Origin of the sequence: Rhizobium sp. AC27/96 (assembly GCF_001692325.1) — a bacterium.
In the GTDB taxonomy this organism is placed as follows: Bacteria; Pseudomonadota; Alphaproteobacteria; order Rhizobiales; family Rhizobiaceae; genus Rhizobium.
In genome coordinates, this window is record NZ_LXKN01000018.1 from 960,985 (window position 1) to 981,648 (window position 20,664).

Annotated in this window: 18 protein-coding genes and 1 pseudogene; 13 read left to right on the plus strand and 6 right to left on the minus strand. The window is 59.8% G+C overall.

Annotation, left to right across the window (positions count from 1 at the left end):
* Positions 1–6 precede the first annotated feature (6 nt).
* The 10 genes from A6U86_RS18060 (at position 7) to A6U86_RS35650 (ending at position 10,525) form a co-directional block, all read left to right on the plus strand.
* The gene (locus tag A6U86_RS18060; protein ID WP_068393817.1) at positions 7–804 is read left to right on the plus strand and encodes an ABC transporter ATP-binding protein; all 798 of its coding nucleotides are present in this window, start codon (positions 7–9) and stop codon (positions 802–804) included.
* Positions 805–809: 5 nt separating this feature from the next.
* On the plus strand, positions 810–3,260 hold the full coding sequence (nirB, locus tag A6U86_RS18065; protein ID WP_068393818.1) for a nitrite reductase large subunit NirB: 2,451 nt from the start codon (positions 810–812) through the stop codon (positions 3,258–3,260).
* Positions 3,261–3,264: 4 nt separating this feature from the next.
* On the plus strand, positions 3,265–3,600 hold the full coding sequence (gene nirD, locus A6U86_RS18070) for a nitrite reductase small subunit NirD (RefSeq protein WP_068393820.1): 336 nt from the start codon (positions 3,265–3,267) through the stop codon (positions 3,598–3,600).
* Positions 3,601–3,611: 11 nt separating this feature from the next.
* Complete coding sequence (locus tag A6U86_RS18075) at positions 3,612–6,269, plus strand: nitrate reductase (protein ID WP_068394099.1); 2,658 nt, start codon at positions 3,612–3,614, stop codon at positions 6,267–6,269.
* Between the two features lie 140 nt (positions 6,270–6,409).
* Entirely contained in the window at positions 6,410–7,441 is a 1,032-nt protein-coding gene (locus A6U86_RS18080; protein ID WP_068393821.1) for a zinc transporter ZntB, read from the plus strand.
* Positions 7,442–7,505: 64 nt separating this feature from the next.
* Positions 7,506–8,012: a hypothetical protein gene (locus A6U86_RS18085; RefSeq protein WP_068394101.1), complete on the plus strand. Its 507-nt coding sequence runs from the start codon at positions 7,506–7,508 to the stop codon at positions 8,010–8,012.
* A 264-nt stretch (positions 8,013–8,276) separates the two neighbouring features.
* A complete protein-coding gene (locus tag A6U86_RS18090; RefSeq protein ID WP_068393822.1) occupies positions 8,277–8,486 on the plus strand; it encodes a cold-shock protein in 210 nt (69 codons plus the stop codon).
* 115 nt (positions 8,487–8,601) lie between these two features.
* Positions 8,602–8,895, plus strand: coding sequence for a hypothetical protein (locus A6U86_RS18095; RefSeq protein ID WP_068393824.1), 294 nt, complete (start codon positions 8,602–8,604; stop codon positions 8,893–8,895).
* Between the two features lie 317 nt (positions 8,896–9,212).
* Positions 9,213–9,443: a hypothetical protein gene (locus A6U86_RS18100; RefSeq protein ID WP_068393826.1), complete on the plus strand. Its 231-nt coding sequence runs from the start codon at positions 9,213–9,215 to the stop codon at positions 9,441–9,443.
* A 908-nt stretch (positions 9,444–10,351) separates the two neighbouring features.
* Positions 10,352–10,525 (plus strand): hypothetical protein, encoded by a 174-nt coding sequence (locus tag A6U86_RS35650; RefSeq protein WP_169055465.1) that lies wholly within the window; start codon positions 10,352–10,354, stop codon positions 10,523–10,525.
* Positions 10,526–10,602: 77 nt separating this feature from the next.
* Here A6U86_RS35650 and A6U86_RS18115 read toward each other — a convergent pair whose 3' ends face one another.
* The 4 genes from A6U86_RS18115 to A6U86_RS18130 all read right to left on the minus strand — a co-directional run bounded on the left by A6U86_RS18115 (position 10,603) and on the right by A6U86_RS18130 (position 14,181).
* Entirely contained in the window at positions 10,603–11,436 is an 834-nt protein-coding gene (locus A6U86_RS18115) for an alpha/beta fold hydrolase (RefSeq protein ID WP_136687288.1), read from the minus strand.
* 360 nt (positions 11,437–11,796) lie between these two features.
* Positions 11,797–12,843 carry an alpha/beta hydrolase gene (locus A6U86_RS18120; protein WP_083196874.1) on the minus strand — a complete coding sequence of 349 codons (1,047 nt, stop codon included), beginning with the start codon at positions 12,841–12,843 and terminating at the stop codon, positions 11,797–11,799.
* Between the two features lie 130 nt (positions 12,844–12,973).
* A complete protein-coding gene (locus A6U86_RS18125; RefSeq protein ID WP_083196897.1) occupies positions 12,974–13,390 on the minus strand; it encodes a hypothetical protein in 417 nt (138 codons plus the stop codon).
* Between the two features lie 104 nt (positions 13,391–13,494).
* Positions 13,495–14,181 carry a DJ-1/PfpI family protein gene (locus A6U86_RS18130; protein WP_068394105.1) on the minus strand — a complete coding sequence of 229 codons (687 nt, stop codon included), beginning with the start codon at positions 14,179–14,181 and terminating at the stop codon, positions 13,495–13,497.
* Positions 14,182–14,266: 85 nt separating this feature from the next.
* On the opposite strand from A6U86_RS18130, the gene A6U86_RS18135 reads away from it, so the two are divergent.
* The 3 genes and pseudogenes from A6U86_RS18135 (at position 14,267) to A6U86_RS18150 (ending at position 17,382) form a co-directional block, all read left to right on the plus strand.
* Positions 14,267–15,217: a GlxA family transcriptional regulator gene (locus tag A6U86_RS18135; protein ID WP_068393835.1), complete on the plus strand. Its 951-nt coding sequence runs from the start codon at positions 14,267–14,269 to the stop codon at positions 15,215–15,217.
* 142 nt (positions 15,218–15,359) lie between these two features.
* Positions 15,360–16,370 (plus strand): annotated as a pseudogene (locus tag A6U86_RS35880) (alginate lyase family protein).
* A gap of 100 nt (positions 16,371–16,470) precedes the next feature.
* Complete coding sequence (locus A6U86_RS18150; RefSeq protein WP_068393841.1) at positions 16,471–17,382, plus strand: acetamidase/formamidase family protein; 912 nt, start codon at positions 16,471–16,473, stop codon at positions 17,380–17,382.
* A 9-nt stretch (positions 17,383–17,391) separates the two neighbouring features.
* Here the strand turns inward: A6U86_RS18150 and A6U86_RS18155 are convergent, their stop codons facing one another.
* Both A6U86_RS18155 and A6U86_RS18160 read right to left on the minus strand, forming a co-directional pair.
* Complete coding sequence (locus A6U86_RS18155) at positions 17,392–19,134, minus strand: cation:proton antiporter (RefSeq protein WP_068393844.1); 1,743 nt, start codon at positions 19,132–19,134, stop codon at positions 17,392–17,394.
* A 242-nt stretch (positions 19,135–19,376) separates the two neighbouring features.
* Complete coding sequence (locus tag A6U86_RS18160) at positions 19,377–20,423, minus strand: NAD(P)-dependent alcohol dehydrogenase (RefSeq protein WP_068393847.1); 1,047 nt, start codon at positions 20,421–20,423, stop codon at positions 19,377–19,379.
* Positions 20,424–20,664 lie beyond the last annotated feature (241 nt).

The following is a 20,664-nucleotide window of genomic DNA, read 5'->3' on the forward strand; positions in this document are numbered from 1 at the left end:
AACAGGATGAGCGCTTATCTGAAGCTCGATCATATCGACAAGCATTTCGATCGTGGCGGCCAGCGGGCCGAGGTGCTGAAAGGCATCGAACTCACCATCGACAAGGGCGAATTCGTCTCGATCATCGGCCATTCCGGCTGTGGCAAATCCACCCTGCTCAACCTCATTGCCGGCCTCACTCGGGTCTCCGCCGGCGCGGTGCTCCTGGAAAACCGCGAGGTCAATGAGCCGGGCCCCGAGCGTGCCGTGGTCTTCCAGAACCACAGCCTTCTGCCGTGGCTCACCGTCTACGAGAACGTCAATCTCGCCGTCTCGAAAGTGTTTCGCGGCAAGAAGACCAAGGCCGAGCGACATGAATGGGTGATGCGCAATCTCGATCTTGTGCAGATGGCGCATGCCAAGGACAAGCGCCCCTCGGAAATCTCCGGCGGCATGAAGCAGCGCGTCGGCATCGCCCGCGCGCTCGCCATGGAGCCGAAGATCCTGCTGCTCGACGAGCCCTTCGGCGCGCTTGACGCGCTCACCCGCGCCCATCTGCAGGATGCCGTCATGGAGATCCATGCCCGCCTCGGCAGCACGATGGTCATGATCACCCATGACGTCGACGAGGCGGTGCTGCTCTCCGACCGCATCGTGATGATGACCAACGGGCCTGCCGCCCATATCGGCGACGTGCTTGAGGTACCGATCCCAAGGCCGCGCAGCCGCCTCGATCTCGCCTCCGACCGAACCTACCTCAAATGCCGCGAAGCCGTGCTGAAGTTCCTCTACGAACGCCACCGCTTCGTCGAAGCTGCGGAGTGATCTCCATGACCCAGAAACTCATCATCATCGGCAATGGCATGGCGCCCGGCCGCATGCTGGAGCACCTTCTCGAAAAGACACCCGACCTCTATCAAGTCACGATCTTCAACGCCGAGCCGCGCGTCAACTACGACCGCATCATGCTGTCGCCGGTCCTGTCAGGCGAAAAGAGCTATGAGGAAATCGTCATTCATGGCGACGGCTGGTACATCAAGAACAACATCACCCTCTACAAGGGCCACAAGATCGTCGCCATCGATCGCGCCGCCAAGACCGTAACCTCGGATCACGGCGTCACCGAGAGCTACGACAAGCTGGTCATCGCCACCGGCTCCGTTCCCTTCATCATCCCCGTTCCCGGTGCGAACCTGCCCGGCGTCCTGAGCTATCGCGATCTGGATGATGTCAACGCCATGTTGCTGGCGGCGCAATCGCGCGCCAAGGCTGTCGTCATCGGCGGCGGCCTGCTGGGCCTCGAGGCGGCGGCCGGCCTCAATCTGCGTGGCATGGATGTCACCGTGCTGCACGTCAATGAGACCTTGCTCGAGCGTCAGCTCGACCCCGCCGCCGGCTATCTCCTGCAGAAGGCGATCGAAGAGCGCGGCATCAAGGTCATCACCAAGGCCAATACCAAGGCCATTGTCGGGAACGGCAAAGTCGAGGGTCTGGAACTCTCCGATGGCACGATCATACCGGCAACGCTGGTGGTCATGGCCGTCGGTATCCGCCCAAGCGCCGGGCTCGCGAAGGAAGCCGGCCTTGCGGTCAATCGCGGTATCGTCGTCGATGCCGGTATGGGCACCTCTGACGGCGATATCCTTGCGCTGGGCGAATGCGCCGAAGTCGGCGGGCAGGTCTATGGCCTTGTCGCGCCGCTCTACGAGATGGCGCGCGTTGCAGCCGCGCGGCTTGCCGGCGATACATCCGCCAGCTTCGTGCATTCGGATACGCCAACCAAGTTGAAGGTCACGGGCATCGACCTGTTTTCGCTCGGCGACTTCGCCGATGGCGACGACCGCGAGGAGATCGTCCTGCGCGATGCGGCAGCCGGCGTCTACAAGCGACTGATACTCAAGGACAACCGCATCATCGGCACCGTGCTTTACGGAGAAACGGCCGACGGCGCCTGGTTCAACGACCTGAAGAAGAAGGCGACCGACATCTCCGAGATGCGCGAGACGCTGATCTTCGGTCAGGCCTATCAGGGAGGGTCACCGCTGGACCCTATGGCGGCCGTTGCAGCCTTGCCGGATGACGCGGAGATCTGCGGCTGCAACGGCGTCTGCAAGGGCAAAATCACCTCGACCATATCAGCTAAGGGCCTGACTTCGCTCGATGATGTCAGAGCCCATACCAAGGCCTCCGCCTCCTGTGGCTCCTGCACTGGTCTCGTCGAGCAACTGATGTCGATCACGCTTGGTGATGCCTATAATCCAAAGGCCGTGCAGCCGATGTGCACCTGCACCGAGCTTGGCCATGACGACGTGCGCCGCCTGATCAAGGCCAAGAAGCTGAAGACCATACCGGCCGTTATGCAGGAGCTGGAATGGAAGACCTCCTGCGGCTGCGCCAAGTGCCGGCCAGCATTGAACTACTATCTGGTCTGCGACTGGCCGGACGAGTATGCCGACGACTACCAGTCGCGCTTCATCAATGAGCGCGTCCACGCCAATATCCAGAAAGACGGCACTTATTCAGTGGTGCCGCGCATGTGGGGCGGCGTCACCAATTCCGGTGAACTGCGCGCCATCGCCGATGTCGTCGACAAGTTCGAGATCCCGATGGTGAAGGTGACCGGCGGCCAGCGCATCGATCTGCTTGGCATTCACAAGGAAGACTTGCCGGCCGTCTGGGCCGATCTCGGCAAGGCCGGCTTCATATCGGGCCAGGCCTATGCCAAGGGCCTGCGCACGGTGAAGACCTGCGTCGGTTCCGACTGGTGCCGTTTCGGCACGCAGGATTCCACCGGTCTCGGCATCCGCATCGAGAAATTCATGTGGGGCTCCTGGACACCGGCAAAGCTCAAGCTGGCGGTATCGGGGTGTCCGAGAAACTGCGCCGAAGCAACCTGCAAGGACATTGGCGTCATCTGCGTCGACAGCGGCTTCGAGATCCATTTCGCCGGTGCTGCCGGCCTCGACATCAAGGGCACGGAAGTGCTCGGCCTCGTCAGGACCGAGGACGAGGCACTGGAGCATATCGTGGCGTTGACGCAGATGTATCGCGAACAGGGCCGTTATCTCGAGCGCATCTACAAATGGGCCAAGCGCATCGGCCTTGACGAGATCCGCCGCCAGATCATGACAGACCGGGAGAAGCGTGAAGCCTATTACCAACGCTTCGTCTTCAGCCAGAAATTCGCGCAGGTCGATCCCTGGTCCGAGCGTGTCTCCGGCAAGGACAAGCACGAATTCCGGCCGATGGCGACAGTCGGCTTCCATCAGGCGGCCGAGTGAGGAGATGGACATGAACTGGATCGAAATCGGCGATATCTCGGATATTCCCTTGCGTGGCGCGCGGTGCGTGAAAACCCCGCAGGGCAAGATCGCCGTCTTCCGCACCGCCGAAAACCAGATCTTCGCCATCGAGGATCACTGCCCGCACAAGGGCGGCCCGCTGAGCCAGGGGATCGTCCATGGTGCGGCCGTCACCTGTCCGCTGCACAATTGGGTGATTTCGCTCGAAACCGGCGAAGCACTTGGTGCGGACAAGGGCGCGGTCAGGACCATTCCGGTGCGCAACGAAAATGGCGTGCTGTCGATAGCTCTCGACAGCCTGATGATGGCGGCAGAGTGAGCGGCGCGACCATGCCCGTTGAGACCAAAACCACCTGCCCTTATTGCGGCGTCGGCTGCGGCGTCATCGCCAGCGCTGGCGATGACGGCAACGTCTCCGTCAAGGGTGACCCCGACCATCCGGCCAATTTCGGCCGGCTGTGTTCCAAGGGATCGGCCCTTGCCGAAACCATCGATCTCGACGGGCGGCTGCTCCATCCGGAGATCAACGGCGAGCGGGCGAGTTGGGACCAGGCGCTCGATCTTGTTGCGAAACGCTTCGGCGAGGCGATTGCCGAGCACGGGCCGGATTCCGTTGCCTTCTACGTTTCCGGCCAACTGCTGACGGAAGATTATTACGTCGCCAACAAGCTGATGAAGGGCTTCATCGGCTCGGCCAATATCGACACGAACTCCCGGCTCTGCATGTCATCCTCCGTTGCCGGACATCGCCGCGCCTTTGGCGCTGATACCGTGCCGGGCACCTATGAAGATATCGAGCTTGCCGACCTGGTGATCCTGACCGGCTCCAATCTCGCCTGGTGCCATCCGGTCATCTACCAGCGGCTGGCCGCAGCCAAGGCGGCGCGGCCATCGATGAAGATCGTCGTCATCGACCCGCGCCGGACAATGAGCTGCGATATTGCCGATCTGCATCTGGCGATCCGCCCGGATGGAGACGTCGCGCTTTTCCTCGGCCTCTTCGCGCATCTGATCGCAAACAACGCCGTCGATCAGAATTACGTCGCGGAACACACCAATGGCTTTGCCGAGGCTTTTGCCGCCGCATGCGCCGTGTCGTTCAACGAGGTGCTTGACCTCACTGGCCTGCCGGCGATGCAGCTTCGCGAATTCTATCGGCTGTTTGCCGCGACCGATAAAGTCGTCACCTGCTACAGCCAGGGCGTGAACCAATCCGCGTCCGGCACGGACAAGGTCAACGCCATCATCAATTGTCACCTCGCCACCGGCCGCATCGGCCGGCCCGGCATGGGCCCCTTCTCCTTGACGGGACAACCGAACGCCATGGGCGGCCGCGAAGTCGGTGGCCTCGCCAACATGCTAGCCGCACACATGGCGATCGAGAATGCAGAAGACCGCGACCGCGTGCGGCGCTTCTGGCAGGCGCCGGGGATTGCCGCCAGGCCGGGGCTGAAAGCTGTCGACATGTTTCGCGCAGTCGGCGATGGCCGCATCAAGGCGCTGTGGATCATGGCCACCAATCCTGTGGTCTCTATGCCGGATGCCGACGCCGTCAAGGCCGCGATCGAGGCCTGCCCCTTCGTTGTCGTCTCCGACATACTGAGAGAGACCGATACGACGCGGCATGGGCATGTGTTGCTACCCTCGCTCGGCTGGGGCGAAAAGGACGGCACCGTCACCAATTCCGAGCGACGGATCTCCCGGCAGCGGCAGTTTCTTTCGGCACCCGGTGAAGCCAGGCCCGATTGGTGGCAGATGGCCGAAGTCGGCCGCCGCATGGGTTTTTCTGCCGCCTTTTCGTTTCAGACTGCCGCGGACATCTTCGCCGAACATGCCGGCCTCTCCGGCTTCGAGAACGATGGCAGCCGCGACTTCGATATCGGCGTCCATGAGGCGATCGGTGAAGAAGAATATGACGCCCTAGTGCCGTTCCAGTGGCCGCAGCCGGCCGGATCGGCGCGGCAGACGACCCGCTTCTTCGCCAAGGGCGGATTCTACCATGCCGATCGCAAGGCACGTTTCGTGGCCGTCGAAGCGCCGGTGAGTGATCGGACCAACAGCCAGTTTCCGTTGACGCTGAATACCGGCCGTATTCGCGACCACTGGCATACGATGACGCGCACCGGCAAGAGCGCCCGCCTGTCGCAGCACATCGCCGAGCCCTTTGCCGAAATCCATCCGCGCGACGCCATGGAGATCGGCGTCGGCGATGCCGGCCTGGTCGAGATCGAAAGCTCGCATGGCGCGGTGATCGTTCGAGCCCTGGTGACGGAGAGGCAGGCACGCGGCAGCCTGTTCGTGCCGATGCACTGGAACGACAATTTTGCCGCAAGAGCCCGCATCGATAGCGTCGTTGCGCCCGTCACCGACCCCATTTCCGGCCAGCCGGCTTCGAAAAATGTCGCCGTCCGCGCCCGCCCCTTCAAGCCAGCACATTATTGCTTTGCGGTCTCAGCGGCAAAGCCGCATCATCTGGATAGCGCCTACTGGGCGCTGGCCAAGACCGATGGCGGATGGCGCACCGAGCTTGCGTTTGATGCCACGCCGGATGATTGGGCTAGCTGGTGCCGCGCAACCTTCGACATACCCGACCGGCTGGAGCCGCTCGGTTACGCTGACCGAGCCTCCGGCGACCTGCGTCTTGCCTTCTTCGACGGCGAGCGGCTGCTTGCCGCGCTGTTTGTCGCCAGCCAACCGGTTGCCGTTGCCAGAAGCTGGGCGATCGCACAGCTATCCGCGTCGCATGGCAATCTGCGCAAACGCTTCGCTCTCGTCGCCGGCAGGCCGGGCGCCGATACCGTCGATGCGGGTGCAACCGTCTGCTCCTGCTTCAGCGTCGGCGTCAACCAGATCGTCAGCGCCATTCGTGGCGGGTGCCACAGCGTCGAGGCCGTCGGCAAGGCCCTGAATGCCGGCACCAATTGCGGCTCCTGCCGCGCTGAGATCCGCGGGATCATCGATGGATGTCTCGCCGCGGCCGCCGAGTAAGCCAGCCTAAGGCTAAGTCGTCGGGCCAACATCAATCATTCGTCGCCCCCCTGTTTCGCGCGATTGGCGGTAATGCTAGGCTTTTGGAAAGCAGCCTTATGATTTCGGTTGCTTTTTGCACTCGTGGGGGATGAGGGCGGATGGAGCCAGCAGGCCAGAAGATCCAGTTGAGTTATGGGGTCGAGCCCGGAATTCGCTTTGCCCTGCTTCTTGACGGCAACGGCGGCTGTCGTGAAATCAGCAGCACAGGCTTGCGGGAGTGGAAACCTGCCGACGGAATCCTCTGGGTTCATCTCGAGCGCGATCACGACGCGGCAGCAGCATGGGTGGCTGACAATGGCGGCTTCGATCCTCTCGTTGCCGACGCCCTGCTGGAGGATGAATCCCGCCCGCGCGTCGAGCCCGTCGACGACGGTTTGCTGATCATCCTGCGCGGGGTCTGCGCTTCGCCTCCCGAGGACGCGGAAGGAGCAGCGGCGGAACTGGATCTTGTTCCCCTTCACGCCTGGGTGGACGAAAACCGCGTCGTGACGCTTCGTGACAGCGGGCATTACATCACAGCGCTTCGCGACATCCGGCTGGTGCTCGAAAAGGGTAAGGGTCCGAAGCGCACCGGCGAACTGCTCGCCCTCGTCAGCGACAAGCTCGTGAGAGACCTGGAACCGGTCCTTGACGGGATGGACGAGGAAGTGGACGAACTGGATGAGCTTATCTTCCACGGCGAAGCAGCCGAAGTTCGCGAGCGTCTGAAGCTGCTTCGCAGACAAGCCGTGCAGCTTCGCCGCTATCTCGCGCCGCAACGCGATGCGCTCAACCGCATCGAACATGACGATGCGCCCTGGCTTGCCGAACGCGACAAGCTGCGCATGCGTGAAGTCATCGACAAGCTGATGCGCTGCATCGAATATCTGGATGCCATCCGCGACCGGACAAGCATCCTGCACGACGACCTTTCCACCGTGATCAGCGAACGGATCGCGCGCAATTCCAACCGGCTTGCAGCACTTGCCGCCCTCCTCCTACCGCCAAGCGTCGTCGCCGGCCTTTTCGGCATGAATGTCGGCGGTATTCCAGGCGTCAATGACACCTGGGCCTTCATCATCATCGTTGCCCTTGTCGCTATAACCTCCGCTGTCACCCTCTACATCATGAAGCGCATACACTGGCTTTGATGGCGGCGGAACCGCCGGGGCCGCAGCAGCGTTCCCTATCAATTCCGCTCAGGAGATTGAGATGATGCGCCGCCAAGCATGCCTTCTTGCAATCCTCGCCGCACTCTGTGCCGCGGCTCCTGCCTTTGCGGATGATAGCGGATTTCTGAAGCCATTGAACGGCACTTGGATTGGGACCGGCAAGGTACTGCGCAAGATCGGAGGCTCGCCGATCAACGTCTCCTGCACATTCACTATCAGCGCACCCGGATCTTCTATTGTGATGAAGGGCAATTGCCGCGGGCTTCTGGTCATCAACCGCGCAATTTCGGCGAACCTTACGGCGCGGGGAACCCGCTATTCGGGCACGTACACCGGCCCGTCCGGTGCGTCGTCGCAATTATCCGGGAGCAGACGGGGTGATGTCATCAATCTGGCGGTGCGCTGGGCACGCTTGGTCAATGGCGACCGGAATGCCAATATGGCCATCCGCAAACAAGGCAGCAACCAACTGACAATCCAGACAATCGACAAGGACCTGTCATCAGGCAAATCTGTCGTTACCAGCGACATCAACCTGCGTCGTCAATGATCGTTAGGGCAAGCCGATGCCTTAAGACCGCTTTGAGCGTACCCCCGACCGACACCGCTTCCGAACCTGGCCCGCCTGCCGCGTCCAAAAATGCAGCCTTGCCTTTGCCCTATTTCGTCCCTATATTATAAACTGTCGATCTTGCTTGATGATCTTTGTTCGCCCGGAAGCGTGGCGCGAATTTTCTTTCAATTTCGGTTTGTAATACTGTGGAAATTCTTTTCCACAGAACGAAATTCCATGTCCAATTGAAAGGAATTCCCTATGACTTCAGGGACCGTAAAGTGGTTTAACAGCGCCAAGGGTTTTGGCTTCATTCAGCCTGAAGACGGCGCGACGGATGTGTTTGTTCACATTTCTGCCGTTGAGCGCGCTGGGATGAATTCTCTCGCTGAAGGTCAGAAGCTGAGCTACGAGCTGGTGCGCGATCGCAAGACCGGCAAAAGCTCTGCTGACAACCTGCGAGCAATCTAATTGTCATTCGTCATGCTGACCACGGATGTACTGGCAGCGATGAACTGAGTGACGGGGAAGGTCGGGTTAAAGCCCGGCCTTTTGTATTTCTGCGACCCATCGATAAGGGGATGCCATGAGCAGAATGACGTATTCGACTGGAGACTTGGTGGTCTTGAAAGCGGATCTCACTCGGCTGAAGGCGGCTCCGAGGATGTGCCGCATCATCAGCATGCTGCCTTCCGACACCGTCGAGGCCTACTACCAGGTTCGCTTCACGCATGAGAACTTCGAGCGGCGGATCGCAGCAACGGAAATCGAAACGCTCTGCGAAGATCCACTTGCCGGTGGAGAGGGATCTCCATCCCAACGATCGGAGCCTTGGCTGAAACCCCTCGCCAAGGGAGCTAAAAAGCAGGTCTCCCGATAGGCCGGAGCGTAGTGCGTTGAAGAAGCGAGAATGCATGTTGCAGTTCTCGCAGGCGGCAATGATATTGATCAGGCATGGTGCGCATTCAATAAGGCTATGACTCGAAAGGGTATATCGCTTGAAACAGAAATGCGTAGAGCCCGTACAAACAATTAGAACTGTGCATTGAAGACGAGGCATGAGCCAGTTCACGATAGCACAGCTTGATAAGAACCACAGAGATATGGCTTGCTACCCCAGAGCGACCGAAGCCGAACTCAAAATCGTTAGTCTTCGGACATTTGTCCGTATTTGTCCTTAAGCAAAAAGGAGCGATCATGTCAGCTACCAAAGAACAGTTTTTCAAGAAAACCGCATCTCTCGGCAGTGATAAAGCCACGATTACCGACAATGCAGCAAAGAGCATCGTTGCAGCAGAAAACATCGCTCGGGAGAAGAAAACCGAGGCACTACGAGCCCTTCGCCTGCAGCAGGAAGCCAACGAAGAGCCCAAGGCCGCCAAGCCGGTAAAAGAAAAGAAAAAGACTGTCAAACGCGGCCGGGCATAGGCTGGCCGCCTCACCAGGCGTGGCACATACATTCGGACAACAGGTTAGCGGACAGCTTGCGACATGGCGCTAGAAGCCAAGTCGTTCACGCCTTTCCATGTCCTTGACGTTGAGAATGGCGCAATAAGTCTTTGCTTCCTTCTCCGTCAGAACATTCAAGATCCAATGCGTGGGCTCTGCCGCCCTTCCCGTGAAAATATCATACACAGTCCAGGTACGATCGCATTCCCGGCGAATGGCGTACCTGAATGTGAGCTTCGACATGGGCCACCGCGAAGGATGGCGGCGGAGCAATTTCCGTGTCACATCGATCGCAAGTACTTTACCAGTCATTCAGTTACCGGAAAAGGTGGATTGCTCGGCGAGCCTTTGCAACGTCAAAAAATGCTTGCCGTTACGCTAGGCAGACGACGGAAAAGCGGAAATAAAATTCCCCACCACTTGAATTCAACGAATAATAGACTATCTACTTGTTAACAATATTGCTGGTGAGCGCAGAAATGACGCTCGCAATGTTCTAGTCGCTTTCCTCTTCTGACCACGGATGTACTGGCATTGGTGAGAGAGCGGCGTCAGGAAGGTCGGCGCGGTTTCGCTCCGGCCTTTTTTGTTGCCGATGGCTATAGGCGTCATCGGAAAAGGCTACATTTCTCTAAAATCGAAAAGCCCCAGCTGCCGCTGATCTCATCGAGGTTCATGGGAGACTATAGTCGGCGACGCCGTCGGCGCATGCGATTGACACGGAACTTCCGGTCGGTCGTGACGTTATAGTATCAGAATACTGCACAGACCAATTCCAATACGCTGGCTCAGCGCGTGAGCATTGGAACGCGACGGGCTCTTATAGGCCACGAGCTTGACTTTGAGTTTTCAATATGAGAACATAAAGTGAACAAATGGAGGTATCCATGAGCAAAGCAGAGCAAGTCATTGAGCGTGCCATGACCTTTGTCGCGGTCTCGAAGGCTCTTCGGGAGCGGGAGCAGGAGCGGCTTGCCAATTGGAAACGCCGCGTCGACATCAGCCGACCGCTACCGCCCTTGCCGCGTGCCGTTCAGCTTTCATTGAAACTGGATAGCTGAGGCGGCGGAGGTGGTAACAGCACTCGGCCGGCTGTGGGCGCTCGCCTGCCGGCGGGCGCCCTGTTCTTTAAATCCTATCAAGCCTTGAAGAAGGCCAGCAGATCGGCATTGATGACGTCTGCATGCGTCGTGGCCATGCCGTGCGGGAAGCCCTTATAGACTTTCAGCGTGCCGTTCTTCAGCAGCTTGATGGAGAGAAGAGCCGCATCTGCGATCGGAACGATCTGGTCGTCATCGCCGTGCATGACGAGCGTCGGCACTTCGATCTTCTTCAGATCCTCGGTGAAATCGGTTTCCGAGAAGGCCTTGATGCAATCATAATGCGCCTTGGTGCCGCCCATCATGCCCTGGCGCCACCAATTGTCGATGATCCCTTGTGAAACTGCCGCACCGGGGCGGTTGAAGCCGTAGAACGGTCCCGACGGAATATCGCGGTAGAATTGCGCGCGATTGGCGGCAAGAGCAGTCCGAAAGCCGTCGAATACTTCCAGCGGCAGACCGCCGGGATTCTTGTCGGACTTGACCATGACTGGCGGCACGGCACCAATCAGCACTGCTTTTGCAACCCGGCCGTGATGGCCATACTGGCCCACATAGCGGGCGACTTCACCGCCGCCGGTGGAATGGCCGACGTGGATGGCGCCTTTCAGATCGAGATGCTCGGCAAGGGCGGCCACGTCAGCGGCGTAAGTATCCATCTCGTTTCCGGTCGCTGTCTGGCTGGAGCGGCCGTGGCCGCGGCGGTCATGCGCGATGACGCGGTAGCCCTGATTGAGGAAGAACAACATCTGGGCATCCCAGTCATCGGCGCTCAAGGGCCATCCGTGATGGAAAACGATCGGCTGCCCTGTTCCCCAATCCTTGTAGAAAATCTCGGTTCCGTCCTTGGTGGTGATCGTGCTGCTGCTCATTGTGTCCTTACCTTTCGAAGATTGCTTTGTAGAGGCTTGTGCAGGTTGCGCGAAGGGCGTGATGGCTGCGGCGGCGGCAAGGCCTAGCCCGGCTGTCATGACGCCCCGGCGGGTAGCTTGATGCATCGACTGGCTCATTTCAATCTCCACTTAAAATGTATCGTGCGATTTATTATCGCGACATGCATATCTGTAGAGAACCGTTTCGTCCTTGTCCATATAAAAATTTGTTTTGCGATTATTTATCGCGATATATAATTTTGCCAACGGAACCGAAAGGCCTTGTTTCCACCCAAACCACACCCTTCAAAGCCGGCCTGCCCCACAGACGACCGGACATTCCAACATCACCTGCGTCGATTATTGCGCCGGCTTATCTGCGAAGTGCGAGATTGCAAACTCGGCCACTCTCGCACCCGACTTCCTGGCATCGTCGAGCCAGAATGGAAAAATCTGCCATTGATGGATCATGCCGGGCCAGATCTCCAGGCTCACATTGCCTCCCGCCTGCTCCACCTTGTCCGCAAGACGCGTGCTGTCGTCGAGCAGTGCTTCTCGCGAGCCGACCTGTATGAGCAGCGGCGGAAATCCGCCGAAATTGGCATAGAGCGGTGATATATCGGGATCGACCGCGGAGTGACCACGCGCGAAGGCGTCTCGGATGACCGTCAGCTCGGCCTTGCCCATGAACGGATCACTGGCAGCGTTGGTAACCAGCGAAGCTGCCGTTGCCGCGAAATCGGTGACAGGACTCATGGCAATCACGGCCGCGGGAAGCGCGCCCCTCAGTCGAAGCTGGTTCAGAACGACCTCGATAGCCAGCGTCGCGCCCACGGACTCACCGGCGATCACTATATTTCCGGCCTTGTATCCCGACATCAAAAGCCAGCGATAGGCGGCAATTGCGTCGTCTGTCTGGGCTGAAAAGCCATAGTCCGGTGCGAGACGATAATCGATGATCAGCACGTCGGCTGATGCCGCCTTGGCGAGCGAGGAGGCGATGTTGCGATGCGTCCTCAGCGAGCCGCTGTAGAAGCCGCCGCCATGCAGATAGAGAATGGCCCGCCTGCCGATTGGATGATGGAGCCTTGCCGGCCACATGAGATCGGCATCGACGCCATTGGCGTCGACACGGCGAATCTGCACCCGCGTCGCATCCGGCGTCGCCGCCATCAATGTCTCGAAATCGGCGCGACGGCGTAGCAGGTCCTTGTCGGACATGGCGCCGTTTTCGCGTATGACAGCGATCAATTTCTCGATCTGCTCGCTCGATGCCTTCGTCTGCGGCGGCAAACTGACCGCCTCGACTGCGAATGCCGACCCTAGCGGGAAAAAGCCGAAGGCTGTTGTAACGACCATCGCCATGACAAAGCGGAGCGTGCAGCGAAGTGACCGGAACTCGTTCATAAGATAAGCCTTTTCCCTCAAGGCCGAACAGGATGTCGCAACGCTACGGTCGCAGAAATGCGCTTTGAGTCAAGCAGAGCGGAGAACGGAATGGATGGCGGGCGACGGTCAAGCGGCGCATGCTTGGCCATCAGCTATAATGCACGCCCTTGTACATGACATAGCCGACCGGATGATGCGTGAAATGAAGAACAGGCAATATCGGATTGCTGTTATCGTCTGTGGGGTATGCAGAAGCGATCGGGATATATTCGCCCTGCAGCTCGATGGGCTCGCCCGCCTTCAGGTCGGGAATCTCGTGATCCAGCCCCTCATCGTCGCCAAAGCGAACAGCGACGAAAACGGTCTGCCCATTGATATCCTCATCGCCACCGTCGAACTTCAGCACCGCGCTGATTGTGACGGTAAAATGCTGATGGTTTGCCCCGTGGTGATTGTCCGGCGCCTCGAACACATGGGCTATGGTGCCCTGGACGCGCGCCAGCGGCGCGCCCAACGAGTGCGAAAACCGGTGGTGGGGCAGGATCTTGGTCGCGCGATTGCTCATCATCACCTCGATGGAAATGCCGATGGGATCGGCTTTATGATCGACTGATTATCGATCTTCCATTGCAATGAGGAGACAGGCGGGATGTGCGAAATCCTGCAAGCTCAATCGGCCTGTCGCGCCGCCGCCAAACGAGCCATGATCGCCTCACGCGCCTTCCGCGAGCCGGCAAGGCGTGCCTTCGTCTTTGCCAAGACATCGGCGCTCGCCTCTTCCGGCAGACCGGAATGAAACGGCGGCTCAGGCGCATATTCGAGCGACAGCTGGATTGTTTCCGCCTCTTCTCGATCCCGTAGAGCCGCGACAATCGTCAGTCCGAAATCGATGCCGGCGGTAACGCCACCCGCGGTGAAGATATTGCCATCCCGCACGACGCGTCCCGGCGTGGCGATAGCGCCGAAGCCCGAAAGAAAATCCCTGGCGTTCCAATGGGTCGTCGCCTTCTTACCCTTTAGCAGACCGGCTGCGCCAAGCACGAGAGCGCCGGTGCACACCGATGTCACGAAGCGTGCTTGCGCCGCCTGCTCGCGGATAAAGGTCAGAACCGTTTCGTCCTCCAGCAACGCATTGACGCCTGCGCCACCGGGCACGCAAATGACGTCGAGCTGCGGGCAATCGGCGAAGGTCGTCGTCGGCTGCAGCACCAGCTTCGTTGCCGAAATGACGGGCGATCGATCCTTCCAGACGAGATGAACTTCGGCATCCTCCATCGATGCGAATACCTCATAGGGCGCGGTCAGATCGAGTTGCTGGACGCCTGGGAAGGCGAGCAGGCCGAAGCGAATGGTCATGATGCGTCTCCAATGATTGACTTTGCCAATCTTATGCGAGAACAATTTGGCGCATTTGCCAATCAACCCTCATTTCTTGCCAATCATGCGCCGCATCGAGATACTCGCCTTTGAGAATGCCCAGCTGCTGGATATCACCGGTCCGCTGCAGGTTTTCACTAGCGCCAATGAAACCGCGTCCAACAATGGCCTGCCGCAGCCCTACGAGGCCGTCGCCGTTGCGGCCGGCACACAAACCAGGACCAGCTCGGGCCTTGTGCTGATGACGGAGCCGCTCGGCGATACCAGTGGCTCGCTCGACACTTTGCTGATCGCCGGCGGCTGGGGCGTCAACAAGGCTTGCGAAGATTTGGAGCTGGTCGAATGGATACGACGGCGATCAGCCAGCGCCCGGCGAACCGCCTCCGTCTGCAGCGGCGCCTTTCTGCTCGCCGAAGCCGGCCTTCTCGACGGACGACGGGCGGCAACTCACTGGAACCGCATCGAAGAGTTTTCGAAACGCTTCCCTCTGGTGAAGCTCGAACCTGATCCGATCTTCGTTCAGGACGGGCAGATCTGGAGCTCCGCCGGCGTCACCGCCGGCATCGATCTTGCCCTTGCGCTCGTCGAGGCGGATCTCGGGCGCAAGCTGGCGCTTTCGGTGGCGCGAGAACTCGTCGTCTTCCTGAAGCGACCAGGTGGCCAGGCGCAATTCAGCTCGGCGTTGCGCCTGCAGCAAAGCGACGAACGCTTTGACCGTCTGCATGCCTGGATCATGGACAATCTGCGCGCCGACCTTTCCCTGCCCGTCCTTGCCGAGCAGGCGAATATGAGTGCACGCAGTTTCTCCCGTCATTACGTGAAAGGCACGGGGCGCACACCGGCCAGAGCCGTGGAAGAGATTCGCATCGAAGCGGCGCGGCGCCTTCTCGAAGAAGGGTTAACAGTTCATCAAGCACGGACGCGCTGCGGTTTCGCATCGGAAGAGACCATGCGGCGCAACTTCATGCGGAAATTCGGTACGACCCCGCAGGCATTTCGCGATCATTTCGGCTAGGCAGCCGCCAGCCGATGATGAACGCAAAATCGCCATCAACCCGGCAATAGTCATCTGACGATCCCGCCGCAAACACCCATTACAGGTCAGGTGTCAAATGTCTCGCTTCGATGCCATCCTCCGAAAATCCGCTGTCGTGGCCATGTCTCTCCTGTTGGCTGATGTCGCCCAGGCGCAAACCGCCGACCTGCGAAGCCCATGGGACACGCCTGTCTCCGTGCAAAAGAACGAGCCATTCACGTGCCCCACGCCACCCAATCTGCCGACGTCTATCAAGGCGGCGGATTATTACAGCGACGCGGCGCATTCGATCGTCGATCCCGTGCGCAAGAAGGCCTATGACGAGGCGACCGGCAGCCTGCGTGCGGCAATGCGAACCGTCAATGCCATGGCCGACCGCTATCGAGCCGGAGACGGTGAAGCCAGCGCGACCTGCGCCGCACATTTCCTCGACAGCTTTGCCACCAGCGGCGCGCTGACCGGCGCCACGACGACGAACCAGGCAGTCTATGTGCAGGGTTGGGTGCTTGGCTCCTTCGCGGTCACCTGGCTCAAGATCCGCTCCGATACCAGCATCCCGTCAGATCAAGGCTCGCGGATAGCGGGATGGCTCGCCGACGTCGCATCGCATAACATCACCTACTACCAACAGCGAGACGATAAGAGCGATGGCCGCAACAATCATCGCTACTGGGCCGGGTTTGCCGCCATGGCTGCGGGCATTGCGGCAAACCGAAAGGATCTTTTCGATTAGGGCGTCGGCAGCTTCAAGATCGGCGCGAGCCAGATCCAGCCGAATGGAACCCTGCCACTGGAAATGGTGCGGCGATCCAGAGCGCTCCACTATCACATTTTCGCCGCCGCTCCTCTCGTGACAATAGCGGAATTGGCCTCCGCCAATGGTATCGATCTCTACGCGGCCGATGACAATGCCTTGCCTCGTCTCGTTCGGGCAGTCGTTGCCGGGATTGACGACCCCTCCTCCTTTGCGGCTGCAGCCGGTGCTCAACAAGTAAAAATGCACCTTCAGGCGGACGACATCGCCTGGGCAGTCCCCTTTGAGCGCCGCTTTCCAACCCCTGCGCTTGATGCGCTGCTGAAGAAGCTGCCATCACGCAGCATGCCTTATCTCGGCGGCCTGCCGCCGAACTAATGGCAATGATCGATCGGCACGATCGTGTTTGATCTTTTCCTCGTCATGCGAGCCGCTTAAGGTCAGGCAAATCAGGAATGCACAAGGGGCAGCAGACGCAATGACATCACATCGCTTCGTTCCAAACACCTACCACAACGTCATCGGCTCATTGCCTCCAGCCCTGCATATTGCCGATGGCGATACCGTCATTACCGAAACGCTCGATGCGGCCGGCTATGACAAGCACGATATCAACCGCATCTCGGGCCCCAATCCGATGAACGGCCCGATCTTCGTCGAAGGGGCGGAACCGGGCGATTCCCTCAAGGTCGAAATTCTGACCATGGTGCCGACACGCGATACGGGATTCACCCGCAGCGTCGTTGCCGGCAATGTCGTCGATCCGCGTGATGTACGAGCCCTGCCGGAGAGCAGGAAGGTGATCTGGCAAATCGATCGTCAGGCTCTGACGACCAGGCTTGCGGAACCGGTCGCCGGCCTTGAGGCATTCACCCTGCCGCTCTCGCCGATGATCGGCTGCTTTGGGGTGGCGCCTTCGCTCGGCCAGGCGATCTCGACCGCCACCAGCGGCGAGTTCGGCGGCAATATGGATTACCGGCTGCTCGGACCGGGCACGACCGTCTGGTTCCCGGTATCGGCGCCGGGCGCCCTTTTCTTCCTCGGCGATTGCCATGCGGTGCAGGGAGACGGCGAGATCGTCGGCACGGGGATCGAGACCACCTTCGAGGTGACGGTGCGGCTGAGCGTGGAGAAGAGGAAGACGATCATCTGGCCGCGCGGCGAAACGGCCGACGACATCTTCACCATCGGCAACGCTCGGCCACTCGACCAGGCACTACAGCATGCCACGAGCGAAATGCTGCGCTGGCTCGACTCTGATTATGGTCTCGACAAGACCGCTGCCAGCCACCTGCTCGGTCAGGTCGTTCGGTACGATGTCGGCAATGTCTTCGATCCGGCCTACACCATGGCGTGCCGGGTTTCGAAATCCTGGTTGAAGCGGCGCTAGAGCCCGGCGTCAGCCAGCATCCTGCGCCTCGTCGCGCCGTTGGCGCGACACGTTGCTTTCCTGCCGTTCCCGCGCCATGCGGCTGACGGCTGCGCGCAATTGCGGATGCCGTGACATGAACAGGTTAAAATCGCGGCGTTCCAGCACGAAGAGCTGACAGAAATCGACGGCAACGACGTCTGCGGTGCGGCGCGCGCCCGTCAATAGAGCCATTTCGCCGAAGAAGGCACCCGCGCCGAGCGGGATCTCGTCCTCCTCAAGCTGCACTTCCACGGCGCCGGAGGCGATGAAGAACATGCTGTCGCCACGGTCGCCGGTGCGGATGACGCGGTCGCCCGGAGAAGCCGATCTCGGCCGGAAAAGCAGCAGAAGCTCTTCATGCGCATTGTCATCCAGCTCGGCAAACATCGGAAAAGTTTCGATCAGCTGCTCGATCTCGAGATGATGCTGCTGATCCCTTTCCTCACGCTGCTTGCTGATAATGGTCAGCTCACGGCGCAGCCCATCCTGCTTTGCCATGCCATATTTGTTGGCCAGCGATGGCCACCGCGCGAACGTCCAATTCTCGATTTTCTCGACCGCGAAGAAGGCTAGCGGATTGAGCGTGATCGACAGAATCGCACCTGCGAGAATGAGATCCTGCCCCTCTCGCGATAACAGGCCGAGCGAAACACCAAGCCCGGCCAGAATGAAGGAAAATTCGCCGATCTGCGCCAGACCGGCCGCAACCGCAAATCCCATGCTGGCCGGATAACGCAGCAGCAACACCACACCGAAAGCGATCAACGACTTGCCGAGCATGATGAGCGCGAGCACACCCCCAACCATCAATGGTTCGCGCACCAGCACCGACGGATCGAACAGCATGCCGACGGAGACGAAAAACAGCACGGAAAAAGCGTTCTGCAACGGCAGGGAATCGGCCGCCGCCCTATGACTGAGATGCGATTCACTCATCACGAGCCCGGCAAAGAAAGCTCCTAGCGCGAAGGAAACGCCGAAGATCTCCGCCGCCCCGAAGGCGATGCCAAGCGCGATCGCCAAAACCGAAAGCGTGAAGAGCTCACGCGAGCCCGTTCGGGCAACGGATGTCAGCAGCCAGGGGACGATGCGCGGACCAATGAAGATCGCGACAAGAGCAAAGGCTGCCACCTTGACCAGTGTCATGCCGATCGTCAGCCAGATCGCACCGGATGCCGCATGCTCGCCGGCATCCGTGTGGCCGCCCATGACACCGGCAAAGGCCGGCAGCAGCACGAGCGCCAGCACCATGACCAGATCTTCGACGATGAGCCAGCCAACGGCGACGCGGCCATTCGTCGAACTCACCAGATTGCGCTCCTCCAGCGCTTTCAGCAGCACGACCGTACTGGCGACGGCAAGGCTCAATCCCAGCACCACGCCGGCACCGACGCCCCAGCCCCAGAGGGAGGCCAAGCCGATGCCCAACAGCGTGGCTATCAGGATCTGGCCGATGGCGCCGGGAATGGCGACACCGCGCACCGCGAGCAGATCGGCCGCCGAAAAATGCAAGCCGACCCCGAACATCAGCAGGATGACGCCGATCTCGGCCAATTGCGATGCGAGCGAAACATCGGCGACAAAGCCTGGCGTCGACGAGCCGATGATCACGCCTGCAACCAGATAGCCAACCAATGGCGGCAGGTGCAGCCTGTCGGCCAGATAGCCGAAAACAGCCGCGAATACGAAGCCAGCGGCAATCAATGCAATCAATGCAACGTCGTGCGGCACGGCAGTCCTTCCCGTTTCACGGCGTTAAGCCCGTTTCTCTTTGTTTCAGGCTACCTAAAGCATTTTCGCTCTGCTTCGAATAGCGAAAGTGCTCTGCCGCTTTGTTTTTACGCATTCCGGACGGAAACGGCTGCGCACTTTTCCTGGAAAGGCTTGCATCGCTTCTGCCGGGCCGTCTACGGGATCGTGCAAAATGGAAGAAAACGCCGCCTCGCGCCAGCAAGGCGACGTCGATAGATATCTTACTGATCGAGAACGATCTGCAGCTTTACATCCGTGGGCCGTGCTTCGACGGCGCGATCGAAGGCCTTGACGGACTCCTCGAACGCGAAGGTCTCCGAGATCAACGGCTTCAGATCGACGCGACCCGAGGCAATCAGCGCAATGGAGCGTTCATACTGGTGGGCATAGCGGAACACCGTCTCGATGCGGATTTCCTTGGTCGATGCCGTCGAAACATCGAAGCCGACCGGATTGACCGGCAGGCCGACGGCAACGACGGCGCCACCCGGGCGCGGCAGCGCCATGAGAGTTTCCCAGGCCTTGGGCGAGCCCGAGCATTCGAAGACGACATCCGCACCCCAGCCATCCGTCAGGCGATTGATCTCCTCGACCAGGTTCTTCTCGCGAATATTGACCGGAACGACGCCCTGATATTGGGCGGCGATATCGAGCTTCGGCTGAGCAAGGTCGGCAACGACCGCCCGCGCGCAACCACCGGCAAGCGCTGCGATCGCCACCATAATGCCGATCGGGCCGGCGCCGAGGACGACAGCCGTGTCGCCCGGGGTGATGCGCGCCTTGGTCGCCGCCTGCATGCCGACAGCAAAGGGCTCGATCATCGCTCCCTCGGCAAAGCTGACATTGTCAGGCAGCTTGAAGGTATAGTTGGCCGGATGAACCACGAAGGGCGTCAACACACCATGGATCGGCGGCGTGGCCCAGAAGGTGACGGCGGGATCGACATTGTACAGGCCGAGGCGGCTGGCCTTGGAATTCGCATCGGGAATGCCAGGCTCCATGCAGACACGATCGCCGACCTTCAGATGCGTGACACCCGCACCGAGTTCGACCACCGTACCCGCCGCTTCATGTCCGAGCACCATCGGCTCGTTGACGATGAAGGGGCCGATCTTGCCGTGCGTGTAATAATGCACGTCGGAGCCGCAGACACCGACCGTATGGATCTTGATCTTCACCTCGCCCGGCCCGACCTCCTGCGGCAGATCGATATCGCGGATCGCCAGCTCATGCTGACGCTCCAACACCAGGGCACGCACCTTGCTCATCTCGTTCTTCCTCTTTTCAAAGCAACCAGTAGTTCCGACACCGCGGAAACGAATGTTTCACCCGTTATATCGCCAGGGTGGGTATCGCAGAATAACCTTTGCACGGATGCAAGCTCAGTCACTCAACGGATGTAGCAAAACAATCCAACACCTGAGAGTATTAGAAAAATCTAATTATTTAACATCCTATTGCCAATATTGACTGGAGTTCCATTTCTTGCCTTTCTAATAATCGAGGAAA

Coding starts and splice junctions, on each gene's coding strand:
- A6U86_RS18060 (WP_068393817.1), top strand. CDS start 7: ATGAGCGCTTATCTGAAGCTCGATCATATCGACAAGCATTTCGATCGT.
- nirB (WP_068393818.1), top strand. CDS start 810: ATGACCCAGAAACTCATCATCATCGGCAATGGCATGGCGCCCGGCCGC.
- nirD (WP_068393820.1), top strand. CDS start 3,265: ATGGACATGAACTGGATCGAAATCGGCGATATCTCGGATATTCCCTTG.
- A6U86_RS18075 (WP_068394099.1), top strand. CDS start 3,612: ATGCCCGTTGAGACCAAAACCACCTGCCCTTATTGCGGCGTCGGCTGC.
- A6U86_RS18080 (WP_068393821.1), top strand. CDS start 6,410: ATGGAGCCAGCAGGCCAGAAGATCCAGTTGAGTTATGGGGTCGAGCCC.
- A6U86_RS18085 (WP_068394101.1), top strand. CDS start 7,506: ATGCGCCGCCAAGCATGCCTTCTTGCAATCCTCGCCGCACTCTGTGCC.
- A6U86_RS18090 (WP_068393822.1), top strand. CDS start 8,277: ATGACTTCAGGGACCGTAAAGTGGTTTAACAGCGCCAAGGGTTTTGGC.
- A6U86_RS18095 (WP_068393824.1), top strand. CDS start 8,602: ATGAGCAGAATGACGTATTCGACTGGAGACTTGGTGGTCTTGAAAGCG.
- A6U86_RS18100 (WP_068393826.1), top strand. CDS start 9,213: ATGTCAGCTACCAAAGAACAGTTTTTCAAGAAAACCGCATCTCTCGGC.
- A6U86_RS35650 (WP_169055465.1), top strand. CDS start 10,352: ATGAGCAAAGCAGAGCAAGTCATTGAGCGTGCCATGACCTTTGTCGCG.
- A6U86_RS18115 (WP_136687288.1), bottom strand. CDS start 11,436: ATGAGCAGCAGCACGATCACCACCAAGGACGGAACCGAGATTTTCTAC.
- A6U86_RS18120 (WP_083196874.1), bottom strand. CDS start 12,843: ATGAACGAGTTCCGGTCACTTCGCTGCACGCTCCGCTTTGTCATGGCG.
- A6U86_RS18125 (WP_083196897.1), bottom strand. CDS start 13,390: ATGAGCAATCGCGCGACCAAGATCCTGCCCCACCACCGGTTTTCGCAC.
- A6U86_RS18130 (WP_068394105.1), bottom strand. CDS start 14,181: ATGACCATTCGCTTCGGCCTGCTCGCCTTCCCAGGCGTCCAGCAACTC.
- A6U86_RS18135 (WP_068393835.1), top strand. CDS start 14,267: ATGCGCCGCATCGAGATACTCGCCTTTGAGAATGCCCAGCTGCTGGAT.
- A6U86_RS18150 (WP_068393841.1), top strand. CDS start 16,471: ATGACATCACATCGCTTCGTTCCAAACACCTACCACAACGTCATCGGC.
- A6U86_RS18160 (WP_068393847.1), bottom strand. CDS start 20,423: ATGAGCAAGGTGCGTGCCCTGGTGTTGGAGCGTCAGCATGAGCTGGCG.